Genomic DNA, 19,257 nt, shown 5'->3' on the forward strand with positions numbered 1-19,257 from the left:
ATCGAAGATTCTGGAGCATGGGGTGTTATGTCGGCACAACAGGCTTGAGCGAAGCATCCATCAGGAAATATATAAGAGATCAGGATTGAGAGGATATCATGCTCGATGAGAGAACGGCCAGAGAATATACGGATCCGTTCAGTCCGAAGCAGGGAAAGCTCCTTGAGGAGCAGGCTGGGAGTCAATCTGCATGGGGGCTTGAACCATGGAAAAAAGACAGGGCACCGACCTGAGAAGTTCAAGCCGGCGCCATTAAGGCGCGAGGAAGTAACAAGCCCTTACAGGGCTGAACAAGCCGCCCGTTTTACGGGTGGTCCTGACTATTATGCCCGGCGCTGGGTGAATGACGTCCTGACAAGGGGACACTGCTCATGGAGGAATCGCCTTTGGGTACACGTCTTCGACCATGCACCATGGGACAGGCATTTTTTTCATGGGGGAAGAAGGAGCCGCTCCGGGAACACTGCATCCGGGGCTTTTTTTATGGCGGTGAGGCCGTGCGCAGCGGCAGGAGGGGCGGAAAAGGCCTGTCGCAACGAGAGGATCAGGGAAGGTTTTCCTGGGCGGGCAACGCCCTTGCATCGTGTTCCCCTCCGGTGTGGAGCCTTCTGCCGTTCTTTGCCGAGCACTGCATGTGCGATGATACGATGCCTTGTTGTTTTGCTGAGCTGTTCAGGCCCTGAAGCGGTTCCTGCTGCAGGGTCTGAAGCGTCCGCCGCTGTGCCAGGGATTATGCGTTGAAATCAGGCGTATCTGCGTAGATCATTTTCTTGGTCATGCCGCCGTCGACCAGAAGGTTTGCGCCGTTGATGAAATCATTGGACGCTTCGCACAGAAAAAGGCAGGCATTCAGTATGTCCTCCGGCTTTCCCACCCGGCCGGAAGGGTGTTGTTTATGGTCGATTTCCGTCAGCTCTTCATAATCCTCCACCTGAATCCATCCGGGGCTGACGGCATTGACCGTGATGCCGGTACAGGAAAGGGAAACACAGAGGCTGTTGGTCAGTGAAACCAGTCCGCCTTTGGAAGCTCCATAGGCTTCCCAGCCGGCTTCATTCTGATGGAAGCGCGTAGATGCGATGTTGATGATCCGGCCGTAGGAGCCGAAGCTGTGCTGAGAGATGAATTCCTTGCAGCAGAGGAAGGCTCCTCTCAGGTTCGTCCGGATCACCCGGTCGAATTCCTGCGGGGTCAGTTCAAAGACCGGTTTGTGGAACTTGCTGACGGCCCCGTTGTTGATGAGCACATGGATTTCGCCGTACTGCTTTGTTATGTACCGGAAGCAACGGTGAATCTGGGATTCCTCCTCCAGATCCATGGGGAAGAAGTGAATATGTTCCTCGATAAAGGTTGTACGCTGCTTGTCCAGGGCAAAGACCTCATAGCCTTTGGCGGCAAAGCCCGTGGCCATATGGCGGCCGATGCCGGAGGCTCCTCCTGTGATGACGATTTTTTTCATGGCAGATGCTCCTTAAGCGTGTTCGGGTACTTGTCCGGGAGTGCCGGTGAGGGGGAGAGCCTTAGGGGAGTGCCCGTTGCCGACCGGCATTTCCTTCGGAATGGGGAAAGGTTCGGGATTCCCCGGGGCAGGCTGGGCGTCCGGGCTGTTTTTTAACGAAAAGGGCCGCGCCCTTGAGCGCGGCCCCGGCAGTCAGGCTTTCACCCTTTCGGCATCTTACATTACATGAAGAAGATGAAGGTAATGAGGGCGAAGAGCGGGCAGAGGATACCGACGGACCAGGCCATGTAGCCGAAGAAGCTGGGCATCTTGACGCCCTGCTCTTCGGAAATGGCCTTCACCATGAAGTTCGGCGCGTTGCCGATGTAGGTGTTGGCGCCCATGAACACCGCGCCTGCGGAGATGGCGGCCAGCACTTCGCCGTCAACCATGAGCTGGGCGGCGTTGCCGCCGGCAGTGTTGAAGAACACGAGGTAGGTGGGAGCGTTGTCGAGGAAGGAGGACAGAAGACCGGTCATCCAGAAGAACATGGAAGTCACATGATGGCCTTCGGCATCGGTGGTCAGGTTCACCACGGAGGCGAGAGCGCCGTCGGAACCGGCCTTGAGGATGGCGATGGCGGGAATCATGCTGAGGAAGATGCCGATGAACAGCTTGGCCACTTCTTCAATGGGCGCCCAGGTGAAGTTGTTGCGGGTGCGGCAGCCCATATCGGTGCTCTTCCAGGAAGCCACGGCGATCACGATGTACATGATATCGCGCACCACATTCTGCAGTTCCATGGGAACGCCGAAGATGTGGAAGGTGGGGCCGGTCCACTGGCCGGAGATCAGGGTGTTGGCCACGATGCAGGCGAGGAACACGAAGTTGATGCAGCCTTCAAAGCCCAGCTTTTCCTTGGAATTCGCGGCATCGGCGGGAACGGGGCTGCCTTCCTTCTTGAAGAGCACGGTGTCTATGACGAAGTAGAGGGCCAGCAGGATGACGGAGATGAGCAGGGTCTTCGCGAACAGATGCACGGTGGTCCAGAAGAAGCTCACGCCCTTGAGGAAGCCGAGGAACAGAGGCGGATCGCCCAGGGGAGTGAGGGAGCCGCCGATGTTGGCTACGAGGAAGATGAAGAACACGACCTGATGCACGCGGTACTTGCGATGGGCGTTGGCGCGCAGGAGCGGACGGATAAGGAGCATGGCCGCGCCGGTGGTGCCCATCCAGCTGGCGAGCAGGGTGCCCACGGCCAGAATGGCTGTGTTCACGATGGGAGTACCCACGAGAGTACCCTTGAGGCGGATACCGCCGGCCACGGTGAACAGGGCGAGCAACAGCAGGATGAAGGGCACATATTCAAGAAGCACGCTTTCGGCGGCCAGGAAGAAGGCGTTGCCGAAGCCGAAGGTGAGGGCACAGGGGATGAGGAAAGCCAGGCCCCAGAAGCCCGCCACCTTGCCGAAGTGGTGTTCCCAGAAGTGGGGCACGGCCAGGGGGCAGATGGCGATGGAAAGCAGCATGCACACGAAGGGTACCACCCACAGGATGGAGAGGTCTTTGGGCAGCTGGAAATGTTGTCCTTCAGCGAAGCAGAGGCTGGGAACGAGCAGCATCGCCAGAAGGAGGAGGGAGGAGAATTTGAAACGGTGCATCCACGGACTCCTTTCAGGAAAAGATAGAATTAGGTTTTCTTCTATCTAAAAAAAGGCGTTCCATCAAGAACTTTAGGCGCAGCGTGGCGCAGGAAGCTTGACTCGGCGCGCTTTTTGAGGGCATGTCAGAAGAAAAAACGCAACAAGGAGCGCCTCATGCAGCAGATACCCAATGTTCTCACCATTGCCGGTTCCGATTCCGGCGGAGGCGCCGGTATACAGGCCGACCTGAAGACCATGACTATGATGAAGACCTTCGGTATGAGCGTGATCACGGCGCTCACCGCGCAGAACGGCCTGGGTGTTGCGGGTATTCATGCGCCCGAGCCGGAATTCGTGGCCTTGCAGCTCACTACAGTCCTTGAAGGTTTTCCCGTGCATGCGGCGAAAACGGGCATGATGTTCAATGCGGGCATCATTCATGCCGTGGCCGATATTCTGGACGGGCAGAGTTTCCCGCTGGTGGTGGATCCCGTGTGCGTGAGTACGAGCGGCCACAAGCTTATGGAGGAAGACGGCATCGAGGCCCTGCGCGAAAGGCTCATGCCCCGTGCCGCCCTCTTTACGCCCAACAGGCCGGAAGCCGAGTTTTTTTCCGGGATGAAAATACGCTCCGACGACGAGGTGCTTGAAGCGGGGACGCGCCTTCTCGACCTGGGGGCGCAGGCTGTGCTCATGAAGGGCGGACACTGTGAGGGAAAGCCCGTGTTCGTCACCGACTGGCTTCTGGAAAAAGGGTATGAGCCCGTGGCCCTGCGCCAGCCTCATGTGGATACGCAAAACAGCCACGGCACGGGCTGCACCCTTTCTGCGGGCATAGCCGCGCAGCTTGCCCTCGGCATGCCGCTGCGCGTTGCCGTGACGCGGGCGCAGGAGTTTCTGAACCTCGCGCTCAGGCACAGCTTTGCCCCGGGCAAGGGGCATGGCCCCTGCAATCACATGGCGGGGCTGAGGTAGTTTTCCCCGGGCGGACGGTGTGTTCGGCTATCCCCGCCCGGAAGACGCAGGGCCGCTTCCGTTCCGGTTTTCGCCGCTCTTTCTTCCGCCGTATTCCTGCCGTGTGCGGGGTACGGCGTTTTTTCGTGCCTGCGCCGTGATGCGGGAAGGTTCCGTCAGCTCAGCCTGTTACGGAAGAGCCAACCGGCGAGCGGCAGGGTGACGGCGGCCACGGCCAGCATGGGGATGAAGTTCCGGGCTATGTCTTCAAGGCCTGCGCCTTCGAGGTAGACGCTGCGCACGCACACGAGTGCAAAACGCAGAGGGTTGGCGTAGGTGGCGATCTGCAGAGCTTCGGGCATGGCGCTCACCGGCGTGGCGAGGCCGGAGAGCAGCACCATGGGCAGAAGCGTGACGAAGCAGTACACGAGGGCCTGCTGCATGTTCAGGGAAACGGCAGAGATGCAGAGCCCGATTCCTGCGCAGCTCAATGTGAATACGCAAAGGGAAACATAGAGGTCTACATAACTTCCCATAAAAGGAATATCAAACCAGTACAGGCAGATAAGTAAAATAAAAGTGGCTTGGAAAAGGCCCACTACGATGGGAGGTACGGCTTTTCCGATGAGGATTTCCCACGGGGAAAGGGGCGTGACCAGCATCTGGTCGAAGGTACCCTGTTCCCGTTCCCTGGCCACGGAAAGGGCGGCGAGCACCATGATCTGGATGATGCTGAGAGAGCCGAGCATGCCGGGCATGATGTTCCAGCGCGTTTCCAGCTGGGGGTTGAACCATGCCCTCATGACGAGGGATACCGGGGCGGCGTTGCCCGCGGCAGCGTTCCACTCCGCCACGATCTGCGCAAGATACCCCTGAGCCATGGCGGCGGTGGTGGAGTTTCGCCCGTCGAGGAGGACTTGTATGTCCGCGTCACGGCCTGTGAGTATGCGGTCGGCGAAATCGGGACCTATGTTCAGAGCGAGCAGGGCCTTGCCGTCGTATATCCATTCCTCCGCCTGAGCGGTGTTTTCCAGCGTGGCCTGGCGGACGAATTTTTCCGTGCCGTCCAGGCGGGCGGCAAGGTCGCGGGAAAGGGCGCTCCCGCTCTGGTCGCAGAGAACGTAGGGGATGAAATTGAGGTCGTAGGTGGCCGCGTAGCCGAAAATGAAGGACTGGATGACTACCGGAATGATGAGTACCAGGCGGTTGGCCGGGTCCTTGAAGATTATGAGCAGTTCCTTGATGCAGAGGCTGCGGAGCCTTCGGAGAAGAAGCAGAATGTGCATGGCTCAGTCCAGGTTCTTGCGGGTGAAGCGTATGGCGACGCCCATGAAGAGTACGGCGTAGAGAAGAAGCGCCGCTGAGTCGCGGAGAATGATGGTTATGTTGTTTCCGGCGAGGAACAGGGTTTTCAAAAGATCCATGTAGTAGGTGGCGGGCAGGATGTTGCCCACGATGCGGGCCACGAGGGGCACGCTTCTCAGATCGAAGAGAAAGCCCGAGAGAATGACGGCGGGCAGAAAGCTCACCACGATGGCGATCTGGCAGGAAAGGAACTGGCTGCGCGTTACCGACGATATGGCGAGCCCCATGCCGAGGGCCACCACGAGGTAGAGCGAGGAGCAGAGGAAAAAGAGCGTGAGGCTCCCGCGCATGGGCACCTCGAAAAGCCAGCGCGCCGCCCCGAGGCAGAGCAGCAGCCCGGCCATGCCCAGCAGAAAGTAGGGAATGATCTTGGAAAGCAGTATTTCCGCCCGGCCCACGGGGGAGACGAAGAGCGCTTCCAGTGTGCCGCGTTCCCATTCTCGGGCCATGATGAGCGCGGTGAGAAAGGCGCCTACCAGCGTCATGATGATGACGATGAGCCCCGGCACCAGATACCAGGTGCTGTTGGCCGCCTCATTGAACCAGATGCGGCTTTCGACCACGGCGGAGCCCCTGCCCGTCCCGGCATGATCCCTGCCTGCGCGTTCCAGGGCGGATTGCAGGCGCAGGGAAAGCATGGCGCTTGTGTACTGATGGATGAGCGTGGCCGTGGTGGAGTCCACGCCGTGCAGGATGAGCTGTATTTCCGCCCTGCCCTGTTTGAAACGACTGTCGAAGTCGCTTGCCGTGCGGATGATGGCGTCCACCTCGCGTTTTCTGAGCAGTTCCTCCGCCTCGCGCATGGAGGCGACATGGCGTGGGGAAAAATAGCGGGAGCCGTTCAGGCCGGAGAGCGTGTCGCGGGCAAGAGGCGTGGCATGTTCCATGACTACGGCCACGGGCGCATTGTTCACGTCCAGGGAAAGGCCGTAGCCGAAAATGAGGATGAGGATGATGGGCAGCACCAGCCCTATCATGATGCTGCTCGGATCTCGCGATATCTGGCGCAGTTCCTTGACGGTGAGGGCGGAGAGACGGCGGAGGAAGGCTTTCATGCAGCGCCCTCCTTCGCCCCGGCGCGTTCTTTTGCCGCGCGGGAGCTTTTGACAATGTGGATGAAGGCTTCTTCCATGGTGGCGGCGTTCCCGCCCTGCCTTCTTACTTCGTCGGGCGTGCCCAGGGCGAGCACGCGCCCCGCATCCTGAATGAGCATGCGGTCGCAGTATTCGGCTTCTTCCATGAAATGGGTGGTGACGATGATGGTGGTGCCTTCTTCGGAAAGGGAGGTGATGCGTCGCCAGAACACGCGGCGGGCCAGAGGGTCTATGCCGCTCGTGGGTTCGTCCAGAAAAAGTATTTCCGGCTTGTGCAGCATGCCTACGGCCATGGAAAGGCGCTGCTTGAAGCCCCCGGGCAGATTGCCGCTCATGTCGTGCTCATGGCCGGCAAGCTCGAATTCCTGCAGTACCTCGCGGATGCGGCGGCGCAGGGCAAAGGGCCCTATACCGTACACGCCACCGAAAAAATGCAGATTCTCCAGCACGGAAAGGTTGCCGTACAGGGAAAATTTCTGGGAAACATAGCCCACGCGGGTGCGGGCCTGCGCCGCGGCCGTGCGCAGGTTTTCCCCGGCCACGCGAAGATGGCCGCTGGTGGCGGGCAGAAGACCGCAGAGCATGCGGAACGTGGTGGTCTTGCCTGCGCCGTTGGGGCCGAGCAGGCCGAACACTTCGCCCCGGCGCACGGAAAACGAGGTGCTGGCCACGGCGGTGAAGTCGCCGAACCTGCGCACGAGGTCGCGCACTTCAATGACGGTATCCGCCTCCTTCCCCCCGGAGGAGAAGGGCGCGAGGCACAAGGGGGCCTCCCTTTCTCCGTGGGGCGGGGCGTCGCTCTCGGGAGCGGGGAGCGAAGATCCGGCATGGTTCCCCTCGGAGCTGTGATGCCTGAGAAGCAGCATGAAGCTGTCCTCCAGGCGGGAGGGAACGGCGCGGCAGGCTTCTCTGTTAGGGGAAGGCCCGCCCGGGCAGGGGGAAAACAGGGCATCGGGAAGGCCGTCTTTTCCGTATTCCGGGTTCAGCACGAAGCGCACGCCTGAGCCTTCGGGCACGGCGTCCATGACGAGGGATTCCTGGTCGAGCAGGCGGGCCTGAAGGGTGCGCGCCCTCATGCCTTCGGGAAGGGGGACGGTATGGCAGAGCCCGGCGGTGAGTCCGCGCAGGCTTTCCGGCGTGCCCCGGGCGAGGACGCGCCCTTCATGCAGTACCACCACGCGGGCGCAGCGCTCCGCCTCGTCCATATATGCGGTGCTCACCATGACGGAAAGATGTTCTTCCTTCACCATGTTCGTGATGATGGCCCACAGCTCCCGCCGGGAAAGAGGGTCCACGCCCACGGAAGGTTCGTCGAGAAGCAGCAGTTCCGGGGAACGCACCAGAGTGCAGGCCAGGGCGAGCTTCTGCTTCATGCCGCCGGAAAGTTTGCCTGCAGGGCGGGAGGTGAAGCGGGCAAGGTCCGTCATATCCAGCAGGCGGGCAAAGCGCTGTCTGCGTACTTCTTCCGGTATGCCGTGCAGGTCGGCATACAGGGTCATGTTTTCCATGACGCTCAGATCCTCATACAGACCGAAGCGTTGCGGCATGTAGCTTACGCGGCTCTGCACGTCCTGCGCTTCGCGCGAAATGTCGCGGCCGAGCACCGTGAGGGAACCGGAAGTGGGGGCGAGCAGGCCGCAGACCATGCGCAGGAAGGTGGTCTTTCCCGCGCCGTCCGGTCCTACCAGGGCCGTCATGCAGCCGGCGGGTACATCCATGTCCAGGGAGGAAAGGGCAGTCACGCGCATCCCCTTCGTCTGGAAGACGCGGCTCAGGGAACGCGCGCTTACCACGGCGTTTTCGCGGGGAAGGATCTTTTCCCCGGAAGAGAGCGCGTAAGGCGTGCCGGGCGCGTCAGCTTCCATGTCCGCCTTCCTCATGCAGGATGACGGTGACGGGCATGCCGAGGCGGAGCGTGTCCTTTGTATCGTCGGCAACAATGCGCACTTCATAGAGCAGGGAGGTGCGCAGGTCTTCCGTCTGCACGCTCTTGGGCGTGAACTCCGCCGTAGGCGAAATATAGCCCACATGTCCGGGTACGGGTTCAGGGAAGGAGTCGGTGCGTATGTCCGCCTTCATGCCGGGGCGGACGCGCCCGAGCTGCGGTTCCGTGACATAGGCGCGCACCCATTTGGGCGAGGTGAGGGAAAGAAGGAATACAGGCGTGGCGGAAGAGGCCATGTCGCCTTCCTCCAGGAGGCGGGAGGTGACGCATGCCTTTGTGGGCGCATACAGCTTTCCGAGGGAAATGCTGTGCTCCATGATGGCGAGAGAGGCCTTGGCGGCGTTGAGCTGGGCTTCGGCCATGGCGATATCTTCCTCGCGGAAGCCTTCGCGCAGAAGGGCGAGGGCATGAAGAGCCTCATCGCGCTGCCCCTGGGCCACGCGCAGGGCCGTCTGGGCTTTTTCCCTTTCCTGCGTACTTACGGAGTTGGTGCGGCGCAGGGCGGCAAGGCGGGCGTCGTCGCGCCGCGCCTGCTCCAGCGAGGCTTCCGCCGTACGGAGCGCAGCTTCGGCCCTTGCGATTTCCTCAGGGCGGTTGCCGCGCCGCATCTTGAGCAGGTTCTGCTCCTGCGCGGCAATCTCTGCGCCGAGCTTCTTCGCCTGAAGGGTGAGCGTCGTCACGTCCACTTCCGCAAGCAGCGCGCCCTGTTCCACCATGTCGCCTTCTTCGGCGAAAAGTTTCGTGATGCGGCCGCCCTGCTCGAAGGCCAGGGAAACCTGGCGGATATCTACATTGCCGTAGAGTGTAAGCTCGCCCCGGGCGCTGTCTGCCGGGGTGTTGTTTGCGTAGTACCAGCCTGCCGCGCAAAGCAGGAGGACGGCAAGAATAATGACGATTTTTTTCATGTCGACACCCTTTCCGCAATGACGGCATGACGCCGGAAATGATCTCTTTGTACCAAGGGTAGGAACGATTGAGGCAAAAGTCAAATACAAAATTCAATTTTATATTTGAATTTGACATTTGAAATTTTTTTCCCTATCGTCACACCATGATGGAAAATACTTACAACTACAGCCGGAGAAAACGCAGCGCCCCCCGCCGGGACGGCCTTTCCACGCGGGGCACCGTACTTGAAGCCGCGGGGCATGTCTTTGCCGAAAAAGGCTATCTCAAGGCTACGCTCCGCGAGATATGCGAAAGGGCCGGGGTGAACGGCGCGGCCGTGAACTATTATTTCGGCGGTAAGGAAGCCCTGTATGAGGAAGTGCTCGTGGAGGCGCACCGGCAGCTGGTGAGCATGGAGGAGCTGAACGCCGTCATGGAGTCCTCCGGCGCGCCTGAGCAGAAATTGCGGGCCTTTCTTGAGCTTGTGGTGCGCGCGGCCATGAAGGCCCCGGAACTGTGGGGGCTTCCCGTGCTGCTGCGCGAGGTGGCTTCCCCGTCTGCCGACCTGCCTGCATCCCTGGTGGGTACGGCCTTGCCCAAGCTGAACGTGGTGCGTTCCCTGGTGTGCGAGATCACGGGCTTTCCTCCCGACTCTGAAGGCGCGCAGGAAGCGGCGGCCATGCTGCTCATGCCCTGCATGTTCCTGGTGCTTTTTCCTGAAAAAATACAGGTGCTGCTTCTGCCGGGGTTCATGGAGAAGCCTGAGAGGCTGGTGGAAGCCATGCTTGCCTATTCCTTAGGCGGATTGAACGCGCTGAAGGGCTCTTTTCCCGAGCCTTGAAAAGCCCGGTATATATTCGCCGTTGTTTTCTCATCAAAAAAAGGCCTCCGTGCGGAGGCCTTTTTTGTAAGGAGGAGAGGAGGTATTCTTTCCGAAAGCCTTTGCAGGGGAGGGCGTTCAGGAAGAGGTTTTGTACGGGAAGAGCTCAAGAAGAGGGGCGCTTCCCGAAGTTTCAGCGGGCGCAGCCTCTGGGGCCGAAGCCGTCGTGGCGGGGGCCGAAACTGGGACCGAAGCCGTCGTGGTGGCGGAAACCGGGGCAGGGCAGGCCTTCCTTCTGCATTTTGGCGCGGAAATCTTCGTTCACGGTGCGGATCTGGGCGCGCAGCTTGGTGATATCCGCCGTGAGGGCGCGCAGTTCATCCGGGGAGGTGTTGGGGTTGCGGGAAAGGGCGTTCAGAGTCATGCGTTTTTCCGCAAGCTGGTCGCGCAGGGGAGCCACGGCGGCATAGTGTTCCTTGTGATATTTGTCCAGCTGCGCGAGCTGATCTTCGGTAAGGTTCGGCATGGCTTCGCAGGGAGCCATGGCGCGGCAGTCGCGGGCGTATCTGCCGTGGAAGCCGGGGTTGGCCATGGCGGCGACGGGGATGCTGGCGGCGAAGGTGGCGGCAATAAGAGCAACGGCGATGGTCTTTCTGGTCATGGTATTGTCCTTTGGGCGAGAGGTTTTCTGTGTATGTGGACCACAAGGCCAGTATATAGAAAAACGCGGCTTTATTGTCACGTTTCAAAGTATTTCGCAATATCCTGCTTTGGAAAGATACACTTGTTGCAGGTTACGGACGTGCAAGAGATACCTTTGCCGCCGCCTTTGCAGTCCGGGAGAGAATACAGGCGGCGTTTTGGGTTGAGCTGCGGAGTCTGAAGAGCGGATGTGAAAAGGCGTCCGGGGCTCTGCCGGGGACTATGCTTCAGGCTCGTGCAGGCTTTTGCGCGGCCTCCGGCCCTTCCCTCCCGTACCCGCATGCAGGCGGGAGAGTACAAGCGGCCCGGCCAGTACGAGAAGTACCGCGGCGCAGATGACGGCCACGCCGAGGAACACGCCCGCAGTGGCCGGTTCGTGAAAGACCAGTATGCCCACAGCCACGGCGGTGAGGGGTTCCATCACGCCAAGGATGGAGGCCAGAGTCGAGCCTATGCGCCGTATGGCCAGCACCAGAGTGAGGTTGGAGAAGGCGGCGGTGATTACGGCGAGCAGCACGGCAAGAGAGGCTTCCTTCCAGGAATGGAGCCATACGAAGGAGTCCGTGAGCACGGCGTTCAGGAGCGAGGCGGCCATGCCGAAGAAGAGCACCCAGAAGGTGATGCTCAGCCCGGAAATGCTGCGTATGCGGGCAACGTGCAGGCCGCAGATGTACACGGCGTTGCACAGCGCGGAAACAAGCAGCAGGGCTATGCCCGTCAGGCCTATGTGCCCGCCTTCCCCGCCGCCCAGAAGGAACACGCCCAGTATGGCCAGCGCCACGGAGGCGGCGGTAAGCAGGGAAAAGCGCTCATGGAAGAAGAGGATCATGATGAGCATGACCATGAGCGGGTAGAGGAATTGCAGCGTGGCGGCCACGCCGCTCGGCAGATAGTGGAAGCCGTGGAACATGAGCAGGGCGGCCAGGGCGTACATGATGCTGAACAGGGCGAGAGAGCCGAGTTCGCGTGCAGGGGCGGCCAGCCTTTCATGGCGGAGCACGATGATGAGCCCGAGGGAAAGGGAGCCGAACAGGAAGCGGTAGAACAGCACGCATGCGGCGCTCATGCCGCCTTGCATGAGCGGGAGGCTGAACAGGGGAATCAGCCCGAAGGCGGCGGAGGAGAGAAGAGCGAGGAGAAAGCCCATGTCGGTCTCCGTGATGTTCTGGAGCGGCCCTCCGCTGCGAAACCGTCAGGGCCGGCCGGGGAAAACGATATTGTTTCCCGGTGAAGGAAGCGGCGCGTCCCTCCCCGGCGGGACGGGAATGTGCCCGGAAAGCACGCCGTTCGTGCCTTCCGCAGATAAGCTCTTAGAAGGATGCGGAATTTCTGTCAATCGGGCCGCCGGGCAGAGGGCGGGCAGCCTCCCTTTTCGGCCTTGCCGAATCCGTCGGGGATTTTTTCTCTGCGGGGAGCCCGCCTGGGCTTTTTTTGTCAGCGTGTACAGGAAAAGGGATACCTTCATGAGAAGATATCCCTTTTGGGGGAGGGTGCATGGAAGGGGCGTCACAGGCCGAGCAGTTCCGCTGCGTTATGGTAGAGCGAACAGGCGAGGCTGTCCTTGTCCAGGCCTCTTTCGCCCCAGTTTTCCACGCATTGTTCAAATCCCCGGATCGGATAGCTGGAAGCAAAGAGGAGACGATGCTTTAAAAATGAGTTTGCAGCACGCGTGATTTCCATCTGCATGGGCATGTTGCGTACATAGAAGTAGCAGTCGGGAGAGAGGTAGACATTCCTGCACAGGAGAGCCACGCCGAGGGCTTCCTGTATTTTGGGCCAGCAACCGTGGGCAAACACGACGTTGACTTTTTTATGTCTTCTCAGCATGGGGAGCATGGGGCCGGGATCGGTAAAGGAAAGGTTGGGACCCACATAGGCGCTCATGGTGAAAACAACAATCAGACCGAGCTGTTCTGCCAGGTCCATGATAGGTTCGAGGGCCGGATCGCCTGGAGGAAGAGGCGGATTACACCATCCGGCATCAATGGCAATTCCTTTGAATCCATATTTCTTGGCGCATTGCTCCATATCTTCGAGGGCTGTGGGCGAGGTCGGAGCGATGCCTCCGAAGCCGAAAAAGCGGCCGGGGTAAAGCCTGGTCAGCTCATACACATCGGCGTTGTCGGCGTCACCGTAGACAGGATTGCTGGTCTGGCGCCCCATGATGACGCCGTAAGTGATGCCTGCCGCGTCCATTTCTTTGACCATGAGGTCGATGGAGCCTTCCGCCACGGAGGGAACAAAGCGGCGTTCAAAGCCTGTGGGCTTCATTTTCCGGGGATCAGGGTCAAGGCCTTGCCGCCAGCCCTGAATGATCTCAAGGTTCATGAAACTTTTGAATGGCGGGCGGATGCGAAAGTCTATAATCATGCACTACCTCTTTTTGCTGGCGTGCATACTGCCGAAAAGCGGAAAGCATGCACACCAGGTCAAAGATTTACAGAATTCCTGCATCCTTATAATATTTTTCCGCACCGGGATGCAGAGGCAGTACCAGATCCTTGGGCATATCCTGAGGATTCAGGGTAGACCATGTGGGCTGTACCGCATGCAGTTCCTTGTAGCCCTCGCAAATGGAGCGGGTGATTTTGTAGACCACGTCCTCGGGAAGATTTTTGCGGACCAGGAACACCGTGGTGTCGATGAGGCAGGGGGTATCCTTGCCTACGGCTCCGCCGTAGAACGTGCCGGGGACAGAGCCTATGCCGAGCCCGGTTTTTTCGGAAACAGCCTTGAGTACCTTGTCCGATACGGGGATCCACTTGACGTCGCAGCTGCGCACGAGCTCCAGCTTGTCGGCCTGTTCTCCGGGGCCGAGCACGAACAGGGCGTTGATGACGCCGTCCTGGAAGGCAGCCACTCTTTCGGAATCGGGGATGACGGTGACTTTGCCTCCCCATTCTTCGATATCCTTCAGGGTTACGCCGAGTTCGGCAAGATACATTTGGCCGAGCATGTAGTGCAGCGAGCCCTTGGCTCCGCAGTCCAGGCGGATAGGCAGCTTTTTCTCCACGATTTCATCCAGGCTGTCGGCCTGAAGATCTGCGGACACAATGATCTGCATTCTGGAGGTATCGTGGATATTGCCTATGGCGGCAAGATTCTTGAGGGGCTTGTTGTAAGGGGTCAGTCCTCTCGGCCCTGCAAAAGTATTGAAGCCCTGCGTCAGCGTGAGGTCGCCGGAGTTGTTTTCCAGGCGCAGCGGATTGCTCACGGAGGCCCCGATGAGGATATCCATGGTGCTGCCGGGATAGCGGTCGTTGATCAGTTTGCTTATGCCTGTCAGGCCGACAGTCCAGGTACCTCCCAGGTTGCTTCCGCCGACGCCGCGGATTTTTATGGGAGCGTTGTCTGCCTCCGCAGCCGTGCACGGAGCGGTTAAAAGAACCGTCATAGCGATTGCCAGGGCACTTTTCCAAATGAAACTCATACCATTCTCCTTTTGTTGAGGGGATGAACACATATTATGCAGTCATGCAGGCAAAGCCCTTCTGCGGCGTTGCATAAGAAGAACAAAGGCAGCCAGGACAAAGCCGAGTATGTCGGTGATCATGCCGGGATATACCAGCGTAACGCCTGCAACGAACATGCAGACACGCTCCAGCCTGTCGGATTCGATGAGAAGCCATCCTTGCAATGAAGAGGCAAGGCAGATCACGCCGAAAATGGCGGTTGCTACGGAGGTCAGTACCGTATGCCATTCTCCCATGAGCAAAAGGGAGGGCTCAAAGATGAAGAAGAAGGGCACAAGGAAACCGCATATTCCCAGCTTGAATGAGGTGAGGCCCGTTTCCATGGGCGGCGCGTCGGCCACGGAGGCGCCTGCATAGGCGACCAGGCACACGGGAGGGGTGATGCCCGAACTTATGGCGTAATACATGACGAACAGGTGCGCTGCGATGAGGGGAACGCCTGCATTTACCAGCACGGGCGCGCCGAAGGTAGCCACCAGAAGATAGGCGGGCAGGGCAGGCAGACCCATGCCGAACAGTACGCAGGCCGTCATGAGCAGAAGGAGGAAAAGCCAGATACTGGTGGCCGCAATGGAGCTCATGATGCTGACGAAGCTGAACCCGAATCCGGTCATGGTAACGACGGCGATTACGACGCCGACGCAGGCGCAGCAGGTGGCGATCATGAGTATGTTGTTTGCCGTATCCTGAATGATATCCAGCAGACGCCGGAATCCTATACGGGTTTCCTTGTCGATGCAGGAGAGCAGCACGACGGACAGGCATGCTCCGAGGGCCGCATAGTTGATGCTGAAGCCGGACACCATGGCCAGGATCAGGAGTATGAGCGGAAGAAGGTGGTACAGCTTGCGGATTATCTTGCTGCGTTCAGGCACCAGGTCGCGGGGCGTTCCCTTGATGTTGTAGCGCAGGGCCTGGAAGTGGATCATCATGAAGAGACAGAAGTAATACAGGCAGGCCGGGAGCAGCGCGGCTTTGCATATAGCCAGGTAGCTGGTGTTGGTGTATTCGGCCATGACAAAGGCGATGGAGCCCATGACCGGGGGCATGATCAGGCCGCCGGAAGAGGCGACGGCTTCCACGGCGCCGGCAAAGGAGGGCTTGTAGCCCACCCTTTTCATGAGCGGGATGGTGAAGGTACCTGTGGCAAACACGTTGCCTGCGGCGCTTCCCGATACGCTGCCGAACAGGCAGGAGCCGAAAATGGCCACCTTGGCCGGGCCGCCCACGGCATTTCTGGTCAGCAGACAGGCCAGTTCCAGAAAGACGTTGGACATGGTGGTCTTGTTGAGCAGGGAGCCGAAGAGGATGAATACAAAAATGATCCCGGCGGAAGAGCCGAGGGAAGCCCCCCAGATGCCGTCACCCAGAAGATAGATGGTCTCCACCACGCGCTGGAACTCCAGCGGATAATGCCCGAGATTGCCGGGCAGAAGGTCTCCCCAGAAGGCGTAGGCCAGAGCAACGCAGGCCACGCTGAAGAGGGCGTTCCCCGCCATTCTGCGCGTGGCTTCCATGATGCAGCAGATGCAGGCTGAGCCCAGCGCCAGCTGTGTGGGGTCCAGATCGTCGATCTGAGCCATTCTTTCCATGATTTCTGGTTCATAAATCGCAATGTAGGCACAGGAAGCGGCGGACATGACGATGAACAGAAGATCCCACAGAAATATCCAGACAGGCTCCGCTTCGGTGAGCTTCCGATATTTATGGACGGGGGAACGCCACATGAATATCAGCGTCAGGATGAGCCCCAGATGCACGGAGCGTATCACCATGGGGTTGGGGGTATATATCCCTGCCGACGTGCACAGCTGAAACACACAGAGAATTGTGGCGATGATGAGAAAAAAAGGACGCAGTTTTTTTCGTTCAAAGGTCGGCATAAGGCCTTCTCCCGTAGGCGGTACACCGTTGAATGAGAGAGAAAGGAACTGTAAGAGAGGCTTCCTGTCGCATATCAGCGGTGTATGCCTGTTGATATTGAAGTATCACCTTCGGCCCCTCCTCTGACCATAAGATGATAGGTGCAGATTGGATTGAGCGAGAGGATGAAAAGAAGAGATTCAGATGCTGAGGGCGGCGTTGTACGCGCTGTGAACGGCATCCATGATTTTTCCCGCATGGACACAGTCTCCGAGCGGTGTGAACGGTATGTCGGCAAGGGCAAGAGCCCTGCTCAGGGCGTTGCGGGGGCGGTACCCCAGAGCAAGCACGATGGAGTCGAAAGCTTCAAGGCAGAGCTCGTCACCGTATTTGTTGCGGGCAGAGACCTGACCGTCCCCGGAGATGGAAGTCACCTCAGTTTCCAGATGGATGGTCGTGTTGTGTTCCCGGAGAGATTTCAGCAGGAAAATTCTCGGCCGGCGGTGCATGTCGGGAGCGAGGGCGGCGCGCATTTCCACAATGGTCACGTCCCTGTCCTTCCGGGCCAGAAACTCCGCGGTTTCACAGCCGACCATGCCGCCGCCGAGAACCAGCACGCGCTTTCCCGTATCGGCTCCGTCGAGAACCTGTTCTGCTGTGAGATATTTCACCTTACAGGCAAAGGCAGGAACAACGGGATCGCTTCCCGTGGCCACGAAGAGGACATCGGCTCCCAGCCCCTTCAGCTCCTCGACGTTCATATTTCTGTTCAGCTGTACGTCAACCCCCGACTCGACAAGCTCATGGGCATACCAGGAAGTGATGCGGGCAAGAATATCCTTGTGCGGAGGCAGAGCGGCGTAATGGAGCAGGCCTCCGAGCCTTTCGGAGCGTTCATAGAGCGTCACCTTGTGCCCGCGCTGGGCAGCGGTAAGGGCCGCCTGCATTCCGGCGGGACCGCCGCCCACGACAACGACGTTGAGGGCCTTTTCAGCCTTGGGGAAACCGAGCGCTTCCCTACCGACGCCGGGGTTGAGCACGCAGGACATTTGGGGCTGTCCGCCGCACCCTTCGCTGCAGCTGATGCAGGGACGTATGAATGCTTCACGGCCTTCCGCGACCTTGCGGGGCAGATCCGGATCAGCAATAAGGGTACGGCCCATGACGACCATGTCCGCCTTTCCTGAAGACAGGATGGACTCTGCGGTTTCGGAGTCGACGATACGCCCGGCGACAGCGACGGCGGCGGCGCCGTGCAGCGCTTCTTTAATAGCTGCGGAGCGGTCGGCGTTCCAGCCGCGGGGAATGGCGGTGGGCGGCCCTGTGAACTCGTTGGTTTCGGAGAGTCCCGCGCTCACGTTAAAGAGATCGATGCCGGCTTTGGCCACCACCGGAGCAATGCGGCATGCCAGCGGGAGCGTCATGCCGCCGGGAAGGAATTCTTCCACACTGCATCGGAAGGAGAGCGGCATGTGGGGCCCGACCACACGGCGTACCCCCCGGATGATTTCCAGGGGGAAACGCAGCATGTTGTCGAAGGAGCCCCCGTACTCATCCGATCTCTGGTTGAAAAGAGGAGATATGAATTCTGAAATCAGGTAGCCGTGCGCACCGTGTATTTCAATGAGGTCGAAACCTGCCTCCACGGCTCGGTGGGCGGCGTCTATGAAACGGTGAATAATGCGCCTGATATCCTCGGTGTCGAGAACGACGGAATTATCCAGCGGGGTGAAGCCGGGCACAAAGGAAACAAGCGGTACAGGATGATGCGACACGGCGGGCCTGGATAACCTTCCGGCATGATTGAGCTGGATACCTGCCCTGCCTCCGGCATCGTGGATGACTTGAGTGAGCTTTTTCAGGCCCTTGACATACCTGTCGTCATAGATGTTGACGCCCGGATTATAGGAGCGTCCCGCCGGGTCGACACAGGTCGCCTCAAGCATGCTGAGGCCGACTCCGCCTTTTGCCCGCGCTTCATGATAGCGCAGAAGGCGTTCACTGATCTGACCGTCGCTGCCGGCATAGCTGGTGAGCATGGGGGACAGAATGATTCGGTTCTTGAAAGTGGTTCCGTTGATGGTAATGGGCGATAGCATAAGGGGAATCGGCATCTTTTTTTCCACTTCTGACTAAGGGTTGTCCCAAAGGAATTCGCTGGGGATCGGTGAGCTGATCAGATTTCACCCAGCAGACGGGCGGCATTTTCATACAGAGTGTTGCGCAACGCTTCTTCGGTGAAGTTGCGGGACTTCCATCCGGCAAGGCACTGCGTAAGGCTGCGTACGGGATAGGTGCTGGCATACAGGATGCGGTATTTGAGATAGGTATTGGCCGCGTTGATATATTCTTCGGACATGGGGAATCCGGGAATATACACATAGCAGTCAGGCATAAGGTAGACGTTTTCGCAAAGGATAGCCATGGCAAGGGCCTTGTGGACATGAGGCCAGCAAGCATGGGGGACGACGATTTTCATGTTCGGAAAGCGGTTGGCCACACGCATGATGGCGTCTGGATCGGAATATGTCATATCCGGGCCGAGGCAGAAACTGCAGGTGATGGATACGATAAGATCAAGTTCCTGACATTTCTCGTAGATGGGGTCGATGCGTTTGTCGTCAATATACATGGGATCGTTCAGCCAGCCGCAGTCCAGTCCGATGCCGCGGAAGCCCATGCGGGCGCATCGTTCAATTTCCTCCACCTGGCCGGGAAGGCTGGGATTGATGCCCGCAAAGGGGATGAAACGCCCCGGATACTTTGCGGCCAGCTCTGCGCTGTCGTCGTTGTTGACGCTGCCGTAGCTGTCGGCCTTACGCCCCATGATCACGGCCTTCGTGGTGCCGGTGGCGTCCATTTCTTCCATGAACATTTCTATGGAACGGGCTTCTTTGGAGGGAACTTTTTCCTTGCCGATATCGAAAATGGACTGTTTCAGAGGATCGGTGGGAATGGGACCGCCGTTGAATACGCAGGTATCCAGATGGCTTTTGAAGGGCGGACGTACACGGAAATCGATAAGCATGGCAGGCTCCAAAAATGAGTAAAGTTTGTTTAAAGGGGGATACA

The 19,257-nt window shown here is 59.2% G+C and carries 15 protein-coding genes; 2 read left to right on the top strand and 13 right to left on the bottom strand.

What is annotated here, in order from left to right:
- Positions 1 to 730: 730 nt before the first annotated feature.
- Both K8W16_RS04185 and K8W16_RS04190 read right to left on the bottom strand, forming a co-directional pair.
- A complete protein-coding gene (locus K8W16_RS04185) occupies positions 731 to 1,459 on the bottom strand; it encodes an SDR family NAD(P)-dependent oxidoreductase (protein WP_304121401.1) in 729 nt (242 codons plus the stop codon).
- 221 nt (positions 1,460 to 1,680) lie between these two features.
- On the bottom strand, positions 1,681 to 3,060 hold the full coding sequence (locus tag K8W16_RS04190) for a sodium:proton antiporter (protein WP_304121425.1): 1,380 nt from the start codon (positions 3,058 to 3,060) through the stop codon (positions 1,681 to 1,683).
- Positions 3,061 to 3,255: 195 nt separating this feature from the next.
- On the opposite strand from K8W16_RS04190, the gene thiD reads away from it, so the two are divergent.
- Entirely contained in the window at positions 3,256 to 4,056 is an 801-nt protein-coding gene (gene thiD, locus K8W16_RS04195; protein WP_304121403.1) for a bifunctional hydroxymethylpyrimidine kinase/phosphomethylpyrimidine kinase, read from the top strand.
- Positions 4,057 to 4,211: 155 nt separating this feature from the next.
- Here the strand turns inward: thiD and K8W16_RS04200 are convergent, their stop codons facing one another.
- The 4 genes from K8W16_RS04200 to K8W16_RS04215 are packed head-to-tail and all read right to left on the bottom strand — an operon-like array spanning position 4,212 to position 9,344.
- Positions 4,212 to 5,321, bottom strand: coding sequence for an ABC transporter permease (locus K8W16_RS04200; RefSeq protein WP_304121405.1), 1,110 nt, complete (start codon positions 5,319 to 5,321; stop codon positions 4,212 to 4,214).
- A 3-nt stretch (positions 5,322 to 5,324) separates the two neighbouring features.
- Positions 5,325 to 6,455 carry an ABC transporter permease gene (locus K8W16_RS04205; RefSeq protein ID WP_304121406.1) on the bottom strand — a complete coding sequence of 377 codons (1,131 nt, stop codon included), beginning with the start codon at positions 6,453 to 6,455 and terminating at the stop codon, positions 5,325 to 5,327.
- Complete coding sequence (locus K8W16_RS04210) at positions 6,452 to 8,359, bottom strand: ATP-binding cassette domain-containing protein (RefSeq protein ID WP_304121408.1); 1,908 nt, start codon at positions 8,357 to 8,359, stop codon at positions 6,452 to 6,454. The genes K8W16_RS04205 and K8W16_RS04210 overlap by 4 nt, the downstream gene beginning before the upstream one ends.
- On the bottom strand, positions 8,349 to 9,344 hold the full coding sequence (locus K8W16_RS04215; RefSeq protein ID WP_304121410.1) for an efflux RND transporter periplasmic adaptor subunit: 996 nt from the start codon (positions 9,342 to 9,344) through the stop codon (positions 8,349 to 8,351). The genes K8W16_RS04210 and K8W16_RS04215 overlap by 11 nt, the downstream gene beginning before the upstream one ends.
- A 146-nt stretch (positions 9,345 to 9,490) precedes the next feature.
- Between K8W16_RS04215 and K8W16_RS04220 the strand changes: the two genes are divergently transcribed.
- Positions 9,491 to 10,168, top strand: coding sequence for a TetR/AcrR family transcriptional regulator (locus tag K8W16_RS04220; RefSeq protein WP_304121412.1), 678 nt, complete (start codon positions 9,491 to 9,493; stop codon positions 10,166 to 10,168).
- A gap of 172 nt (positions 10,169 to 10,340) precedes the next feature.
- On the opposite strand, the gene K8W16_RS04225 is transcribed toward K8W16_RS04220, so the two are convergent.
- The 7 genes from K8W16_RS04225 to K8W16_RS04255 all read right to left on the bottom strand — a co-directional run.
- Positions 10,341 to 10,808, bottom strand: a complete 468-nt coding sequence (locus K8W16_RS04225) for a Spy/CpxP family protein refolding chaperone (RefSeq protein ID WP_304121413.1) — start codon at positions 10,806 to 10,808, stop codon at positions 10,341 to 10,343.
- Between the two features lie 261 nt (positions 10,809 to 11,069).
- Positions 11,070 to 11,996, bottom strand: coding sequence for a DMT family transporter (locus K8W16_RS04230; RefSeq protein ID WP_304121415.1), 927 nt, complete (start codon positions 11,994 to 11,996; stop codon positions 11,070 to 11,072).
- A gap of 359 nt (positions 11,997 to 12,355) precedes the next feature.
- Entirely contained in the window at positions 12,356 to 13,219 is an 864-nt protein-coding gene (locus K8W16_RS04235; protein ID WP_304121417.1) for an amidohydrolase family protein, read from the bottom strand.
- 67 nt (positions 13,220 to 13,286) lie between these two features.
- The gene (locus tag K8W16_RS04240; protein ID WP_304121419.1) at positions 13,287 to 14,279 is read right to left on the bottom strand and encodes a TAXI family TRAP transporter solute-binding subunit; all 993 of its coding nucleotides are present in this window, start codon (positions 14,277 to 14,279) and stop codon (positions 13,287 to 13,289) included.
- 42 nt (positions 14,280 to 14,321) lie between these two features.
- Entirely contained in the window at positions 14,322 to 16,205 is a 1,884-nt protein-coding gene (locus K8W16_RS04245; protein WP_304121421.1) for a TRAP transporter fused permease subunit, read from the bottom strand.
- Positions 16,206 to 16,385: 180 nt separating this feature from the next.
- Positions 16,386 to 18,299: an FAD-dependent oxidoreductase gene (locus K8W16_RS04250; protein WP_304121423.1), complete on the bottom strand. Its 1,914-nt coding sequence runs from the start codon at positions 18,297 to 18,299 to the stop codon at positions 16,386 to 16,388.
- A 62-nt stretch (positions 18,300 to 18,361) separates the two neighbouring features.
- Positions 18,362 to 19,257: amidohydrolase family protein (locus K8W16_RS04255; protein ID WP_304121424.1), on the bottom strand; the 896-nt coding region annotated here is incomplete at its 5' end.

The sequence above is a fragment of the Mailhella massiliensis genome (assembly GCF_020741395.1).
Taxonomy (GTDB): domain Bacteria; phylum Desulfobacterota; class Desulfovibrionia; order Desulfovibrionales; family Desulfovibrionaceae; genus Mailhella; species Mailhella massiliensis_A.